Here is a 15,175-nt window from a genome sequence, read left to right as displayed (position 1 = left end):
TACGGTTTCCGGAGAAATCGTCATGGATGAGACTCGGTGCACTGCCATGGTGCAGAGGCTGCAAGGGCTGACAGCAGCCGCTTCGTCGTGAAGCGTACTGCTTGACACTCGGCGATGGCTCATGGACTCTTGGATATTCCTGATTGCAGGGCGTGAACCAGGCGGGCAACCCCCCATCGGTCACGTGAGGGTAGGTTCAATACCTCTACCCGCCTGCCAAAGGACCTACCGGGCCAGGGGTGCAACCCACCCCGCCTGAACCAACGCCCCGACGCATCGAACTGATGCGAGTTTGAGTGCAGGTCTTCGTCAAGCCCCAGTCATGGGCTTGATCGATATCAGGTGTCACAGGCCGGGTGGCCTGTGGCAGGTGGCGACAGCCGCCCTCGAACGCTGGTGCGCACCGCACCGTTAACGCACTCGAGACCTTGAAGGGGAACCTCCAGTGGAACTGCTTTCCGGCGCTGACATGATTGCCCGCTTCCTGAAGGATGAGGGCGTCGAGTATATCTATGGTTATCCTGGTGGTGCAGCGCTGCATATCTATGATGCGCTGTTCCGTCAGGAGGACGTGAAACACATCCTGGTTCGTCATGAACAGGCTGCCACCCATATGGCGGATGGTTACGCCCGTGCTTCCGGCAAGCCCGGCGTCGTGCTGGTGACTTCCGGTCCTGGTGCGACCAATGCCGTGACCGGGATCGCCACTGCCTATATGGATTCCATTCCGATGGTGGTGCTCTGCGGTCAGGTGGCCAGCCATCTGATCGGCGAAGACGCTTTTCAGGAGACTGACATCGTGGGGGTCACGCGGCCGATCGTGAAGCACAGCTTCTCCATCCGGCACCCCTCCGAAATCCCTACGGTGATGCGCAAGGCCTTTTATCTGGCCGCGACCGGGCGACCAGGCCCGGTGGTCATCGATATCCCCAAGGATATGACTGCCCCCACCGAGCGCTATGAGTACGTCTATCCGAAGAAGGCGAAGATTCGCTCCTACAATCCGGTAACGCGAGGCCATACCGGCCAGATCCGCAAGGCGGTCGATATGCTGCTCAAGTCGCAGCGGCCGGTGCTGTTTGCCGGGGGTGGGGTGATTACCGGCCGGGCTTCGGAGGCGCTGACTGATCTGGCCCGTCGACTCAATATTCCGGTGATTACCTCGCTGATGGGCATTGGTGCCTACCCGCAGAACGATCGCCAGTCACTGGGTTGGCCGGGCATGCACGGTTCCTATGAATCGAACATGGCGATGCACGAGAGTGACCTGGTGGTGGGTATCGGGGTGCGCTTTGATGATCGTGTCACCAACAACGTTTCGAAGTTCTGTCCCGGTGCACGCATCGTGCATATCGATGTCGATCCCAGCTCGATCTCCAAGACCGTGCGCGCTGATATTCCGATTGTGGGAGCCGCTGACAGTGTCCTCAACGAGATGCTGGGGATGCTTTCCGAGCGCGAGCAGGAAAATCGGGAGGCACTTGATGCGTGGTGGGAACGGATCGATGGCTGGCGTGCCGAGCGTCAGGGCAAGCTTTATGAGCCATCGTCACCGGGCGAACCGCTCAAGCCACAGCAGGTGATCGAGGCTGTGCATCGCGTGACCAACGGTGATGCCTATGTGGTCACCGATGTCGGCCAGCATCAGATGTTTGCCGCCCAGTACTACAAGTTCAACCAGCCCAATCACTGGATCTCTTCCAGCGGGCTGGGAACGATGGGATATGGCTTCCCTGCCGCGATGGGCATCAAGCTGAGCTACCCCGAAGAACATGTCGTGCTGTTCACCGGCGAGGGCAGTTTTCAGATGATGATGCAGGAGCTGTCGACCTGTAAGCAGTTCGGCATCGCGGTCAAGATCGTCAATCTCAACAACGCCTCGCTGGGGATGGTGCGCCAGTGGCAGGATCTCAACTACAAGTCCCGTCATGCGCACTCCTATGTGGAATCGATGCCGGACTTCGAGAAACTGCTGGATGCCTATGGCTTCCGGGCCATCACGGTCAACACTGCCGAAGAGCTTGATGCGGCACTGGATGCGGCCTTCAGCTCGAAGGATGAGCTGGTGTTCCTCGATGTGCATGTCGACCCGTATGAACACGTCTATCCGATGCAGGTGCCTCAGGGCGCCATGCGGGACATGCTGCTGTCGAAGACGGAGAGGACCTGATGCGCCATATCATCTCGATTCTGATGGAGAATGAGCCCGGTGCACTGTCGCGGGTGGTCGGCCTGTTCTCGCAGCGCAATTTCAATATCGAAACCCTTAATGTGGCGCCCACCGATGATGAAACGCTTTCCAGGCTGACAGTGACGACCAATGGTGATGATCGCATCATCGAGCAGATCACCAAGCATCTGAACAAGCTGATCGATGTGGTCAAGCTGGTCGATCTGACCGAAGGCGCGCATATCGAACGCGAACTGATGCTGGTCAAGGTCAAGGCGCTGGGTGCCGCGCGTGATGAGGTCAAGCGGACCGTCGATATCTTCCGCGCTCAGATTGTCGACGTAACCCCCAGTGTCTACACGGTTCAGATTACCGGCGATACCCAGAAACTTGATGCCTTTCTACAGGCAATGGGCCCGGTCGGCGTACTCGAGGTGGCGCGTACCGGTGTGGCCGGTATCGCCCGGGGTGAGAAGCTGCTCAGTATTCAGTCCTGAGCCGCTTGCAGGCGACTCCAACAGATTCATGAATCATTGAACGACGGCTGCGGTCGTCCAAGACAGGAAGAAATGACATGCAGGTTTTCTACGACAAGGATTGTGACCTTTCCCTGATCCAGAGCAGACAGGTCACCATTCTCGGTTATGGTTCACAGGGTCACGCCCATGCCCACAACCTCAAGGAGTCCGGGGTAGATGTGACCGTGGCTCTGCGCAAGGGCTCCGGGTCCTGGCAGAAAGCCGAGCAGTCCGGCCTGAAGGTCGCTGAAGTGACCGAGGCTATCTCCAATGCAGATGTAGTCATGATGCTGGCACCGGATGAGGTGCAAAAGCAGGTCTACTACCGGGATGTCGAGCCTAATCTCAAACAGGGTGCCACCCTGGCCTTCGCGCATGGTTTCAACATTCACTTTCAGCAGATTGAACCGCGCGAGGACCTTGATGTCATCATGGTCGCGCCCAAGGCGCCCGGGCACACGGTGCGTCAGACTTACACCCAGGGTGGCGGTACGCCATGTCTGATCGCCATCTATCAGGACCAGAGCGGTCAGGCCCGTGATCTGGCGCTCTCCTACACCAGTGGTATTGGCGGTGGTCGGGCCGGGATTATTCACACCTCCTTCCGCGAAGAGACCGAAACCGATCTGTTCGGTGAGCAGGCGGTACTCTGTGGCGGCATGTCGGCACTGGTACAGGCAGGCTTCGAAACGCTGGTAGAAGCCGGTTATGCGCCCGAGATGGCCTACTTCGAATGCCTGCACGAACTCAAGCTGATCGTCGATCTGATGTATGAAGGCGGTCTGGCAGATATGCGCTACTCGATCTCCAATACGGCCGAGTATGGCGATTATGTGACCGGTCCGAAGATCGTCACCGATGAAACCCGACAGGCGATGCGACAGGTGCTCAAGGATATCCAGGATGGTTCCTTTGCCAGGGACTTTATCCTCGAGAACCAGGCGGGCTTCCCCACGCTCAAGGCGAAGCGTCGTCTTGGTGGCGAGCATCAGATCGAGCAGGTCGGCGGCAAGCTGCGCGGCATGATGCCCTGGATTGCGGCCAACAAGATGGTCGACAAGTCGAAGAACTGAGTATTGCAGCCGATCACCTGATCGAAGCGTTACTTGAAGGGAAGGGCGTCACCTCGGTGGCGCCCTTTGTCATGCTGGGCCCGGCTGCCTGGGCAGGGGAATGACGCGCTCGCCGTGTCGAAGCAGGCCGCTCCGGATGATACGGGCCGTCATGCCGCCATGGCCGCGCACGGCGTTATATCCGCCATGTCCCAGTGTTTCTTCCATGCGGCTACAGGGGGCGCAGGGGCCGGTAATCTCCAGAATGACACCCTCTTCGAACTGCAGCTGTCGACCCTTCATGGCCAGCAGATTGAGACCCGAGATCACAAGATTGCGTCTGAGCCAGTGTGGGGGCACGTGCCCATGACCGCTCAGGGCGGCAATGACCGGTAGATGTTCAGCCTGAAGCAGAGTGACCTGACGTTTGCCACCAGGGCTGGCGTGATGATCTCCTTCCAGCCCATGGCCGGCGATGGCCTGCACTGTATCGGACTCAATCACTGCTGCGCGACGTTTTGGGCGTATTCCCAGCCACGCCAGGTGACCGCAACAGGCGTAGTGATCAAGCAGTTGGAATAAATCGCTCATGGCGGATTCGGGGCTCAGGCTGTCATCATCTATGCTGTAATGTATTCGCCTTAAAGGACGATTGTCATGACATCAACACCTCCGCCCTCGGACAAGCGGCCACCTCGTCATCGAGATCCGTTTTCCGAATTCAAGGACGAAACCGAAGTAATCGAGGACGTAGTGCATGATGGCAAACGGGTGCGTCGGCGGGGGATCTACCTGTTGCCCAACCTGTTTACCACGGCGGCACTGTTCTCGGGGTTCTTCTCGGTCGTTGCCGCTCTCAATGGCAACTTCGGTTCGGCTGCCATCGCCATCTTTGTCTCCATGGTACTGGATGGATTCGACGGTCGTGTGGCGCGCATGACCAATACCCAGAGCGAGTTCGGTGAAGAGTATGATAGCCTGGCCGACATGCTCTCCTTTGGCGTGGCGCCTGCGGTGGTCGCCTTCAGCTGGATTCTGCAGGATGTCGGTAATCTGGGCTGGATTGCGGCTTTCATCTATGTAGCAGGTGCCGCATTACGACTGGCGCGCTTCAACGTGCAGATTGGCAGTACCGACAAGCGCTGGTTCATTGGCCTGCCAAGTCCTTCGGCGGCAGCAGTAGTGGCAGGTTGCGTCTGGACTTTCCACAGCTTTGCGGCCACGGCACTCGGCTTCAAGGTGCTGATGGCGATCATCGTAGCCGCGGTCGGTATCCTGATGGTCAGTAATATCCGCTATTACAGCTTCAAGGAAGTCGACTTCAAAAGCCCTGTCCCCTTTGTGGCATTACTGGCCATTGTGCTCGGGTTCGTGGTGATCTCTCTGGAACCCGCGGTCATGTTGTTGCTGCTGTTTGGCGGCTATGCGCTCTCGGGGCCGCTGATGTCGCTATGGCGACGTTACAAGGGTATTCCTGCGCCGGCACCCATGGCGGATGACAATCAGGAAGCATCGGAGGATACCGGCAATGAGGAGCCGCAAACGACGTCTGCGGATTCGGCCCATGGATATGATTCTCCCTCTGAAGATGAGCGACACTGAAACCCTCACATGACCGGGTGATTGCAGCTTCCTGAATTTTTTCTGACGTCGGGGGTTGTCAGGTCGGTCGGCGAGGCGTAGAGTACGCATCCGCTGGCAACGGACAGGGCAACAGCCACCCGGGCCGGCAGCTGCAGACAGCTGATTCGATTGAAGTTTTTGCGAATCGATCGGTTGTTCCCCGAAGCCTCGCTTCGGCAGCATCCACCGAAATCGGCATTGACATTTCGGTGGCGGTGAGTAGAATGCTCACTCTCTCGCAAACGGCGCAGGCCACGGCGGGAACGCTCTTTAACAAGTCGATCAGGTAATTTGTGTGGGCGTCTGGTTCACGACGGTGCGGCACAGCATCATCGGAAACAGACGACTCGTCAAATCGCGAGTTTTCGTTTTCGAGCCAGGATTGATCCGCCACGATGGTTTCGGTCATCGGTCAGGATCGCATGACTTTCAACTGAAGAGTTTGATCATGGCTCAGATTGAACGCTGGCGGCAGGCTTAACACATGCAAGTCGAGCGGCAGCGGGCCCTTCGGGGTGCCGGCGAGCGGCGGACGGGTGAGTAATGCATGGGAATCTGCCCGGTAGTGGGGGATAACCCGGGGAAACCCGGGCTAATACCGCATACGTCCTACGGGAGAAAGCAGGGGATCTTCGGACCTTGCGCTATCGGATGAGCCCATGTCGGATTAGCTTGCTGGTGAGGTAACGGCTCACCAGGGCTGCGATCCGTAGCTGGTTTGAGAGAATGATCAGCCACACCGGGACTGAGACACGGCCCGGACTCCTACGGGAGGCAGCAGTGGGGAATATTGGACAATGGGCGAAAGCCTGATCCAGCCATGCCGCGTGTGTGAAGAAGGCCCTCGGGTTGTAAAGCACTTTCAGCGGGGAAGAAGGCGTGGCGGTTAATACCCGCCACGAAGGACATCACCCGCAGAAGAAGCACCGGCTAACTCCGTGCCAGCAGCCGCGGTAATACGGAGGGTGCAAGCGTTAATCGGAATTACTGGGCGTAAAGGGCGCGTAGGCGGCCTGTCACGCCGGGTGTGAAAGCCCCGGGCTCAACCCGGGAACGGCATCCGGAACGGGCAGGCTCGAGTGCAGGAGAGGAAGGTAGAATTCCCGGTGTAGCGGTGAAATGCGTAGAGATCGGGAGGAATACCAGTGGCGAAGGCGGCCTTCTGGACTGACACTGACGCTGAGGCGCGAAAGCATGGGTAGCAAACAGGATTAGATACCCTGGTAGTCCATGCCGTAAACGATGTCGACCAGCCGTTGGCCTCCTCGAGAGGCTGGTGGCGCAGTTAACGCGCTAAGTCGACCGCCTGGGGAGTACGGCCGCAAGGCTAAAACTCAAATGAATTGACGGGGGCCCGCACAAGCGGTGGAGCATGTGGTTTAATTCGATGCAACGCGAAGAACCTTACCTGCCCTTGACATCCTGCGAACCCGGAAGAGATTCCGGGGTGCCCTCGGGAACGCAGAGACAGGTGCTGCATGGCTGTCGTCAGCTCGTGTTGTGAAATGTTGGGTTAAGTCCCGTAACGAGCGCAACCCCTATCCCCATTTGCCAGCGGTCCGGCCGGGAACTCTGGGGAGACTGCCGGTGACAAACCGGAGGAAGGTGGGGACGACGTCAAGTCATCATGGCCCTTACGGGCAGGGCTACACACGTGCTACAATGGCGAGTACAAAGGGTTGCGAAGCGGCGACGTGAAGCCAATCCCGTAAAGCTCGCCTCAGTCCGGATTGGAGTCTGCAACTCGACTCCATGAAGTCGGAATCGCTAGTAATCGCGCATCAGAATGGCGCGGTGAATACGTTCCCGGGCCTTGTACACACCGCCCGTCACACCATGGGAGTGGACTGCACCAGAAGTGGTTAGCCCAACCTTCGGGAGGGCGACCACCACGGTGTGGTTCACGACTGGGGTGAAGTCGTAACAAGGTAGCCGTAGGGGAACCTGCGGCTGGATCACCTCCTTAAACGCAAACCGCCCGCGTGAGCCAGCGCGCCCACAACAAATTACCTGATCGGATAGAGCGAAGACTGTTCGGGTCTGTAGCTCAGTTGGTTAGAGCGCACCCCTGATAAGGGTGAGGTCGGCAGTTCAAGTCTGCCCAGACCCACCAATTTCATCCAGTGCTTCGTTATTTCGCGACTTGCATGGCAGGCCATGCCGCGTCACGAAATGCCTTGCCCTGAATGAAATCACCCGACTACCCTCGGGTTCGTCAGAGGGGCCATAGCTCAGCTGGGAGAGCGCCTGCCTTGCACGCAGGAGGTCGGCGGTTCGATCCCGCCTGGCTCCACCACTGACCCGAATATGCAGGAAAGCACAGTCGCAAGTCGATTCGATGACAGCATCGAGCCGATTTCCGACTGTCGCTTTGCGACAGTACGCTCTTTAACAATGTGGATCATGCTGACTGTTCCGGTCGGCGGCAACACCGAAGCACACGCTTCGTGTCGTGACCGCCGATCCGGACAAAACGTGATACGTCTCAAGCGTATCCGGCGAATCGTATGTCATCCTGATCAGACCCCTTGGGGTTATATGGTCAAGCGATGAAGCGCACACGGTGGATGCCTAGGCAGCCAGAGGCGATGAAGGACGTGACAGCCTGCGATAAGGCTCGGCGAGGTGGCAAATAACCTGCGACCCGGGCATTTCCGAATGGGGAAACCCACTCATCATCAGATGAGTATCCATGAGCCAATACATAACTCATGGAAGCGAACCGGGAGAACTGAAACATCTAAGTATCCCGAGGAACAGAAATCAACCGAGATTCCCCAAGTAGTGGCGAGCGAACGGGGAGCAGCCCTTAAGCGGCATGACGGATAGACAAAGTGTCTGGAAAGGCACGCCATAGCGGGTGACAGTCCCGTAGTCGAAATCCCATTGTCGTGAAATCGAGTAGGTCGGGGCACGTGAAACCCTGACTGAAGACGGGGGGACCATCCTCCAAGGCTAAATACTCCTGGCTGACCGATAGTGAACCAGTACCGTGAGGGAAAGGCGAAAAGAACCCCGGTGAGGGGAGTGAAACAGATCCTGAAACCGTGTGCGTACAAGCAGTGGGAGCCTTCTTCGGAGGGTGACCGCGTACCTTTTGTATAATGGGTCAGCGACTTGTATTCAGTGGCGAGCTTAACCGCATAGGGGAGGCGCAGGGAAACCGAGTCTTAACAGGGCGCGCAGTCGCTGGATACAGACCCGAAACCGGGCGATCTATCCATGGCCAGGGTGAAGGTCAGGTAACACTGACTGGAGGCCCGAACCGGGGTCCGTTGAAAAGGACTCGGATGAGCTGTGGATCGGAGTGAAAGGCTAATCAAGCCCGGAGATAGCTGGTTCTCCTCGAAAGCTATTTGGGTAGCGCCTCACGTATTACCACCGGGGGTAGAGCACTGTTTCGGCTAGGGGCCCATCCCGGGTTACCAAACCGAGGCAAACTCCGAATACCGGTGAGTACAGCGTGGGAGACAGACAGCGGGTGCTAACGTCCGTTGTCAAGAGGGAAACAACCCGGACCGCCAGCTAAGGTCCCCAAATCCCGGTTGAGTGGGAAACGATGTGGGAAGGCTCAGACAGCCAGGAGGTTGGCTTAGAAGCAGCCATCCTTTAAAGAAAGCGTAATAGCTCACTGGTCGAGTCGGCCTGCGCGGAAGATGTAACGGGGCTAAACCGGGTACCGAAGCTGCGGGCGTGTCTTCGGACACGCGGTAGAGGAGCGTTGTGTAGGCCTGTGAAGGTGTGTCGAGAGGCATGCTGGAGGTATCACAAGTGCGAATGCTGACATGAGTAACGATAAGGGGAGTGAAAACCTCCCCCGCCGGAAGACCAAGGGTTCCTGTTCGACGTCAATCGGAGCAGGGTGAGTCGGCCCCTAAGGCGAGGCCGAAAGGCGTAGTCGATGGGAAACGGGTCAATATTCCCGTACCGGATGTGATTGCGATGGGGGGACGAAGAAGGCCAGGTGAGCCGGGCGTTGGTTGCCCCGGTGAAAGCAGGTAGGCCGAGCGATCAGGCAAATCCGATCGCTCATCGGCCGAGATGCGAGACGAACACCCCACGGGGTGGAAGTCACTGATGCCACGCTTCCGGGAAAAGCCTCTAAGCTTCAGATCACATGCGACCGTACCCCAAACCGACACAGGTGGTCAGGTAGAGAATACCAAGGCGCTTGAGAGAACCCGGGTGAAGGAACTAGGCAAAATGGCACCGTAACTTCGGGAGAAGGTGCGCCGGTGGCCGTGACAGCCCTCGCGGCTCGAGCGGACACCGGCCGAAGAGACCAGGTGGCTGCAACTGTTTACTAAAAACACAGCACTCTGCCAACGCGCAAGCGGACGTATAGGGTGTGACGCCTGCCCGGTGCCGGAAGGTTAAGTGATGGTGTCAGCCCCTTCGGGGGTGAAGCTCCTGATCGAAGCCCCGGTAAACGGCGGCCGTAACTATAACGGTCCTAAGGTAGCGAAATTCCTTGTCGGGTAAGTTCCGACCTGCACGAATGGCGTAATGATGGCCACGCTGTCTCCACCCGGGACTCAGTGAAATTGAAATCGCAGTGAAGATGCTGTGTACCCGCGGCCAGACGGAAAGACCCCGTGAACCTTTACTACAGCTTCACACTGGACGCTGATGTTGCTTGTGTAGGATAGCTGGGAGGCTGTGAAACCGTGGCGCCAGCCGCGGTGGAGCCAACCTTGAAATACCAGCCTTGCATCATCGGCGTTCTAACTCCGCACCGTGAGCCGGTGCGAGGACAGTGTGTGGTGGGTAGTTTGACTGGGGCGGTCTCCTCCCAAATCGTAACGGAGGAGCACGAAGGTACCCTCAGCGCGGTTGGAAATCGCGCAGTGAGTGCAAGAGCACAAGGGTGCTTGACTGCGAGACAGACACGTCGAGCAGGTGCGAAAGCAGGTTCTAGTGATCCGGTGGTTCTGTATGGAAGGGCCATCGCTCAACGGATAAAAGGTACTCCGGGGATAACAGGCTGATACCGCCCAAGAGTTCACATCGACGGCGGTGTTTGGCACCTCGATGTCGGCTCATCACATCCTGGGGCTGAAGTCGGTCCCAAGGGTATGGCTGTTCGCCATTTAAAGTGGTACGCGAGCTGGGTTTAGAACGTCGTGAGACAGTTCGGTCCCTATCTGCCGTGGGCGTCGGAAGTTTGAGAAGTGCTGCTCCTAGTACGAGAGGACCGGAGTGGACGGACCTCTGGTGTACCGGTTGTCACGCCCGTGGCATCGCCGGGTAGCCAGGTCCGGACGGGATAACCGCTGAAGGCATCTAAGCGGGAAGCCCCCTTCAAGATGAGACTTCCCCGGGGCCTTGCGCCCCCTGAAGGGCCCTCGAAGACGACGAGGTCGATAGGCGCGGTGTGTAAGTGCGGCAACGCATTGAGCTGACGCGTACTAATTGCCCGTGAGGCTTGACCATATAACGCCCAAGCGGTCTGTGATGACACGTGCCGGATACGCGAGACGCAGCACGCAGCATGATCCACGAATCCGTCGAAGCGCCTGCGGGCGATTCGACCACCGAATTGCCTGACGACCACAGCGAGCGGGTCCCACCCGATCCCATGCCGAACTCGGCAGTGAAACCGCTCAGCGCCGAGGGTAGTGTGGGGCTTCCCCATGCGAGACTAGGTCATCGTCAGGCACCCCTTCCGAGAGAGCCCCGGCCATATGGTCGGGGCTTTTTCATGTCCGCACGACAGCCGGCAGCGGTATGATGTGTCGCAAAAGGTCATGGTGGTATGAGACTGTCTCAAACATCGGTATTCCAACTTTTCTGGCACTGAAGATAATTGTTTTACACGGTAGTATGTTTGACAGCACCATGGCTTTCCGCGATACATGGAAGCCCCGTTTCGTGTCATTTCCATGACATGAATTGGGAAACGTAGAAAACGCACCATTGAGTGCGAGTATGGACAAGGGAGTGCACATGAAAAAGCTGATGGGCATTGCGTTTGCAAGTCTGCTGGTACTGGGCATTGCTGGCTGTGACAGTGATGATGGTTCAGCCGAGCAGGCAGGCGAGCAGGTGGATCAGGCTGCGGAGCAGGCGAGCGATACAGCCGATAACGCGACTGACGAAGCAGGCGATGCCATGGACAACGCTGCTGATAGCGCTGGCGATGCGGCTGATGAAGCAGGCGATGCCATGGATAATGCGGCTGACAGTGCAAGCGATGCTGCCAGTAATGCTGCCGAGGAAACCGGTGAAGCTGTTGAAAATGCCGGTGATAGCGTCAGCAACGCGGCTGAAGATGCCTCGGACGAAAACCAGTAATCCGCTGCAGGCTTCTTTGACCCTTGCAGAAAAGCCGGCTCCTGAAGCCGGCTTTTGCTTTTACTGGCTGATGGATGATCAGCTGTTCTGCTCAATGCCCTGAATATACCAGGGTGCGCCACTTTTCACCTGACGCGTCAGGTGCCAGGTTTCATTGAACTCGGTTTGCTCGCCATTCTCGTTCAGTATGCCGTGGAAGATAACCGTCGCTTCGGCCTGCTGACCGAACTCACGCACATCCCCCAGTTCGGCAAAGAGCCGAACGATCTCGGTCCTGTTATTGGCTGGCTGCTCTGCTCGCTCCTGGCGCAACAGGTTGTAGAGTTCGGGCGTCACGTATTCCTGGATCTTTTCCAGATCGTTATTGTCCCAGGCCCGCTGCAGGCTCATGAAATGCTCCTTGGCCCCGCCCAGGAACTGCTCCCGATCGAACCAATCGGGTGTGGTCGTACCGGACAGCGGCGCCGAACCATGATCCTGTCCTGTGCTGCTACTGACATCGTTTTGCATATCACGATGCTGATGATTCTGGTGCTGCGTTGTACCGGTACCGAAGCTACCACCATGACTCTGTGTCTGAGGCGAGGTTGTGCGTCGCCGCAGAAAGCGAAAGGCGATGAAGGCAGCCAGCGCAATCAGCAGGATATCCATGAATCGGATACCGTCGAAAGCACCCCCGAACAGCAGCGAAGCGATTAGCCCGCCAGCCAGCACGCCGGCCAGTGGGCCGAGGAAACGTGGCATATGGCTGCGGCCAGGATTGGTGGCCTGACGGGGTGGCGTTGTGGCCCGACTGGTTGAGTTGGACGAATGGGTGGAGCGCGAATAGGAGCCGAAGCTCTTGGCGCCACCGAAGCGTTTGGCTTCGGCATGTTCGACTGCGAGCCCGAAGCTCATCAGACCGATCATCAGGGTAATCAACAGGTTGCGCATATCAGTGTTCTCCGAGAGATCGCAACGTCAGGAATGAATCGTCTCAGGCTGCATCGCGGGTAAAGACCCACTGATCGCCTTCGGAAAGATCCGGGTTGAAGCGATACCCGCCGGTATCGAACTGCTTGAGGGCTTCGGGATCATCGGCCTGATGGCGTACCATCCAGGCACTCATCCAGCCACGTGCCTTCTTGGCGTGGAAGCTGATGACCTTGTAGCGGCCATTCTTGTAATCCTTGAAGACCGGCGTAATGATCCGGTGCGGAAAACGCCGCTCATCAATGGCTTTGAAATACTCATTGGAAGCAAGATTGACCAGTACCGGTGAACCGCTGGTCTCAACGGCATTGGCCAGTGCCGGGGTCAGGGTGTCACGCCAGAAAGCGTACAGATCCCTGCCGGCCTCGTTGGCCAGCTTTGTCCCCATCTCCAGGCGATAGGGCTGAATCAGATCCAGCGGACGCAGCAGGCCATAGAGCCCGGAGAGGATACGCAGATGTTCCTGAGACCAGGCCAGTTGGCTTTCGTTCCACTGATCGGCCTCCAGTCCGAGATACACATCCCCCTGGAAGGCCTGTACGGCCTGTTTGGCGTTCTCGAGGGTGAACTCGGGATGCCACTCGGCAAAGCGGGCAGCATTGAGGCCGGCCAGCTTGTCGCTGATCTGCATCAGTTCGGCCAGTTGCTGCGGGTTGTAACGACGCAGCTGCCGGATCAGCTGCTGGCTGGCATCCAGATAATCCGGCAGGGTGTGGGTCCGGGTTGTGGGGGGCGTTTCGAAATCCAGCGTCTTGGCCGGAGAGAGTACGCTCAGCATGGATTGCTTCCTTGGTCGATCACCTGATAATACGCGACGGCGTCGCCACTGAGCGACGCCGTTAAGCAGACTGTCAGGTTATCACGACAGCCGTTTCAGTAGCGCTGAATCAGGTAGAGACCGGCCAGCAGCAGTGCGATACCCGCCAGGCGACCGAAGGAGAGGGAGTGCTGGGGAAAGGTACTCCAACCGATCTGATCGAGTATCACCGAGGCGATCATCTGACCGATCAGCAGCGTAGCCATCAGGGTGGCAGCACCCAGCTTCGGCGCCAGCATGACCGAGCTGGTCACGAAAAAGGCACCCAGCAGGCCACCACACCAGCTCCACCATGGCGCGCGCCCCAGCATCTCCATGGCCGGCCAGGCGTGGCGGCTTGCGGTAAAGGTCAGCAGCAGGGTCAGTGTGCCCACAGCGAAAGAGACCATGGAGGCCCAGACCGCACTGTCGGCCTCCTTCGCGAGAGTGGCATTGAGCCCGGCCTGTACCGGCATCAGCATTCCCGCAGCGGCGGCCAGCCCCAGCCATAGCAGCAGCATGATCGCTCCTCTTCAGGGCGAGGGATTGGGCAGACGGCGGTGGACATCCTCGATGGCTTCGATCACGGCATCATCGAGAATGAGTTCTTCGCTGGCCAGATTGCTGTCGAGCTGCTCCAGGGTGGTGGCGCCAATGATATTGCTGGTCAGAAAGGGACGCGAATTGACATAGGCCAATGCCATTTGGGCCGGGTCGAGCCCGAAGCGTCGGGCGATATCGACATAGGCCCAGGTGGCTTCTTCGGCCAGCGGTGAGGTGTAACGCTGGAAGCGTTCGAAAAGTGACAGCCGTGCTCCCTCGGGCTGGGCACCGCCGAGATACTTGCCGGAGAGTACGCCGAATGCCAGCGGAGAATAGGCCAGCAGCCCCACGCGCTCGCGATGGCTGATCTCGGCCAGACCTACCTCGAAGCTGCGATTGAGCAGGTTGTAGGGATTCTGAATACTGACGACCCGAGGCAAACCAAGTCGCTCGGCCAGTTGCAGACAGGTCATTACACCCCAGGGAGTCTCATTGGAGAGGCCAATGGTGCGCACCTTGCCGGCATCGACTGCTTCCTTCAGGGCGCTCAGGGTTTCCTCCAGCGGGGTGGCATGAGGATCTTCCTCGTGCTGATAGCCGAGTTTGCCGAAGTAGTTGGCGGGGCGGTCGGGCCAGTGCAGCTGGTAAAGGTCGAGATAATCAGTATTGAGACGCTGCAGGCTGTCATCGAGTGCCTGATGAATCTGCTCGCGAGAGAGTCGCGGACCGCCACGCAGGTACTCCATGCCGCGTCCGGCACCGGCCACCTTGCTGGCCAGCACGATGTCATCGCGCTGGCCGCGCTTTTTCAGCCAGCTGCCAATATAGGCCTCGGTGCGCCCCTGAGTTTCCGCGCGCGGCGGTACAGGATACATCTCGGCTGTATCAATGAAGTCGATGCCGGCGGCCAGGGCGCGATCGAGCTGTTCGTGCGCCTGCTGTTCGGTATTCTGCTCACCGAAGGTCATGGTGCCAAGGCAGAGTCGGCTGACACTGATGCCGCTATCGCCGAGAGAACGTCGTTGCATGGGAGGCTCCGTTACCAGAAAAGGGACAGGAATCGCCATGTTAGACAGGGGGGACTGGCGCCGCAAATCGAGGGGGTTGAACGACCCTGCAACGAGGCGTATATTGCCGCGTGCCCAGCAAGGATCGGCCTCCGGCTGCTCCCTGTGGCGGGGCGCGCCGGCGTTCAGTGACGAACCGC

General features: G+C 58.4%; 10 protein-coding genes, 2 tRNA genes and 3 rRNA genes. 10 read left to right on the top strand and 5 right to left on the bottom strand.

The window, feature by feature from the left end; all coding sequences use genetic code 11:
• The first annotated feature begins 445 nt into the window (after positions 1-445).
• The 3 genes from FY550_RS13645 (at position 446) to ilvC (ending at position 3,761) form a co-directional block, all read left to right on the top strand.
• Positions 446-2,170 (top strand): acetolactate synthase 3 large subunit, encoded by a 1,725-nt coding sequence (locus FY550_RS13645; RefSeq protein WP_070977938.1) that lies wholly within the window; start codon positions 446-448, stop codon positions 2,168-2,170.
• Positions 2,170-2,667, top strand: coding sequence for an acetolactate synthase small subunit (gene ilvN, locus FY550_RS13640; protein WP_070977937.1), 498 nt, complete (start codon positions 2,170-2,172; stop codon positions 2,665-2,667). Before FY550_RS13645 ends, ilvN begins: the two co-directional genes overlap by 1 nt.
• Positions 2,668-2,744: 77 nt before the next feature.
• The gene (gene ilvC / locus FY550_RS13635; RefSeq protein WP_070977936.1) at positions 2,745-3,761 is read left to right on the top strand and encodes a ketol-acid reductoisomerase; all 1,017 of its coding nucleotides are present in this window, start codon (positions 2,745-2,747) and stop codon (positions 3,759-3,761) included.
• A gap of 69 nt (positions 3,762-3,830) precedes the next feature.
• Here the strand turns inward: ilvC and FY550_RS13630 are convergent, their stop codons facing one another.
• Positions 3,831-4,331, bottom strand: coding sequence for an MOSC domain-containing protein (locus FY550_RS13630; RefSeq protein ID WP_070977935.1), 501 nt, complete (start codon positions 4,329-4,331; stop codon positions 3,831-3,833).
• A gap of 66 nt (positions 4,332-4,397) precedes the next feature.
• Here FY550_RS13630 and pssA point away from each other — a divergent pair, with 66 nt between their 5' ends.
• The 7 genes from pssA to FY550_RS13595 all read left to right on the top strand — a co-directional run bounded on the left by pssA (position 4,398) and on the right by FY550_RS13595 (position 11,657).
• Positions 4,398-5,342: a CDP-diacylglycerol--serine O-phosphatidyltransferase gene (gene pssA / locus FY550_RS13625; RefSeq protein WP_070977934.1), complete on the top strand. Its 945-nt coding sequence runs from the start codon at positions 4,398-4,400 to the stop codon at positions 5,340-5,342.
• A 451-nt stretch (positions 5,343-5,793) separates the two neighbouring features.
• Positions 5,794-7,329, top strand: a 16S ribosomal RNA gene (locus tag FY550_RS13620).
• 70 nt (positions 7,330-7,399) lie between these two features.
• Positions 7,400-7,476: transfer RNA gene (locus FY550_RS13615), tRNA-Ile, on the top strand.
• A 107-nt stretch (positions 7,477-7,583) separates the two neighbouring features.
• Positions 7,584-7,659 (top strand) — tRNA-Ala (locus tag FY550_RS13610).
• Positions 7,660-7,903: 244 nt separating this feature from the next.
• A 23S ribosomal RNA gene (locus FY550_RS13605) occupies positions 7,904-10,796 on the top strand.
• Between the two features lie 109 nt (positions 10,797-10,905).
• Positions 10,906-11,021: ribosomal RNA gene (rrf, locus tag FY550_RS13600) — 5S ribosomal RNA — on the top strand.
• Together the 16S, 23S and 5S rRNA genes with 2 tRNA genes alongside form the textbook arrangement of a ribosomal RNA operon.
• 288 nt (positions 11,022-11,309) lie before the next feature.
• Positions 11,310-11,657 (top strand): hypothetical protein, encoded by a 348-nt coding sequence (locus FY550_RS13595; RefSeq protein WP_070978232.1) that lies wholly within the window; start codon positions 11,310-11,312, stop codon positions 11,655-11,657.
• 78 nt (positions 11,658-11,735) lie between these two features.
• Here the strand turns inward: FY550_RS13595 and FY550_RS13590 are convergent, their stop codons facing one another.
• The 4 genes from FY550_RS13590 to FY550_RS13575 all read right to left on the bottom strand — a co-directional run bounded on the left by FY550_RS13590 (position 11,736) and on the right by FY550_RS13575 (position 14,996).
• Entirely contained in the window at positions 11,736-12,590 is an 855-nt protein-coding gene (locus FY550_RS13590) for a Tim44 domain-containing protein (protein ID WP_070978234.1), read from the bottom strand.
• 43 nt (positions 12,591-12,633) lie between these two features.
• Positions 12,634-13,407, bottom strand: a complete 774-nt coding sequence (yaaA, locus tag FY550_RS13585; RefSeq protein ID WP_070978237.1) for a peroxide stress protein YaaA — start codon at positions 13,405-13,407, stop codon at positions 12,634-12,636.
• A 95-nt stretch (positions 13,408-13,502) separates the two neighbouring features.
• Entirely contained in the window at positions 13,503-13,946 is a 444-nt protein-coding gene (locus FY550_RS13580; protein ID WP_070978238.1) for a DMT family transporter, read from the bottom strand.
• A 12-nt stretch (positions 13,947-13,958) separates the two neighbouring features.
• Positions 13,959-14,996 carry an NADP(H)-dependent aldo-keto reductase gene (locus tag FY550_RS13575; RefSeq protein WP_149054597.1) on the bottom strand — a complete coding sequence of 346 codons (1,038 nt, stop codon included), beginning with the start codon at positions 14,994-14,996 and terminating at the stop codon, positions 13,959-13,961.
• Positions 14,997-15,175 lie beyond the last annotated feature (179 nt).

The organism is Kushneria phosphatilytica, assembly GCF_008247605.1.
GTDB lineage: Bacteria > Pseudomonadota > Gammaproteobacteria > Pseudomonadales > Halomonadaceae > Kushneria > Kushneria phosphatilytica.
The sequence above is the reverse complement of the archived record's forward strand: the minus strand, read 5'-3'. Positions and strand labels throughout refer to the sequence as shown.

Excerpts from the sequence above, each read along its gene's own strand:
- yaaA (WP_070978237.1), bottom strand. The coding sequence starts at position 13,407 with ATGCTGAGCGTACTCTCTCCGGCCAAGACGCTGGATTTCGAAACGCCC.
- pssA (WP_070977934.1), top strand. The coding sequence starts at position 4,398 with ATGACATCAACACCTCCGCCCTCGGACAAGCGGCCACCTCGTCATCGA.
- ilvN (WP_070977937.1), top strand. The coding sequence starts at position 2,170 with ATGCGCCATATCATCTCGATTCTGATGGAGAATGAGCCCGGTGCACTG.
- FY550_RS13595 (WP_070978232.1), top strand. The coding sequence starts at position 11,310 with ATGAAAAAGCTGATGGGCATTGCGTTTGCAAGTCTGCTGGTACTGGGC.
- FY550_RS13575 (WP_149054597.1), bottom strand. The coding sequence starts at position 14,996 with ATGCAACGACGTTCTCTCGGCGATAGCGGCATCAGTGTCAGCCGACTC.
- FY550_RS13630 (WP_070977935.1), bottom strand. The coding sequence starts at position 4,331 with ATGAGCGATTTATTCCAACTGCTTGATCACTACGCCTGTTGCGGTCAC.
- FY550_RS13580 (WP_070978238.1), bottom strand. The coding sequence starts at position 13,946 with ATGCTGCTGCTATGGCTGGGGCTGGCCGCCGCTGCGGGAATGCTGATG.
- FY550_RS13590 (WP_070978234.1), bottom strand. The coding sequence starts at position 12,590 with ATGCGCAACCTGTTGATTACCCTGATGATCGGTCTGATGAGCTTCGGG.
- ilvC (WP_070977936.1), top strand. The coding sequence starts at position 2,745 with ATGCAGGTTTTCTACGACAAGGATTGTGACCTTTCCCTGATCCAGAGC.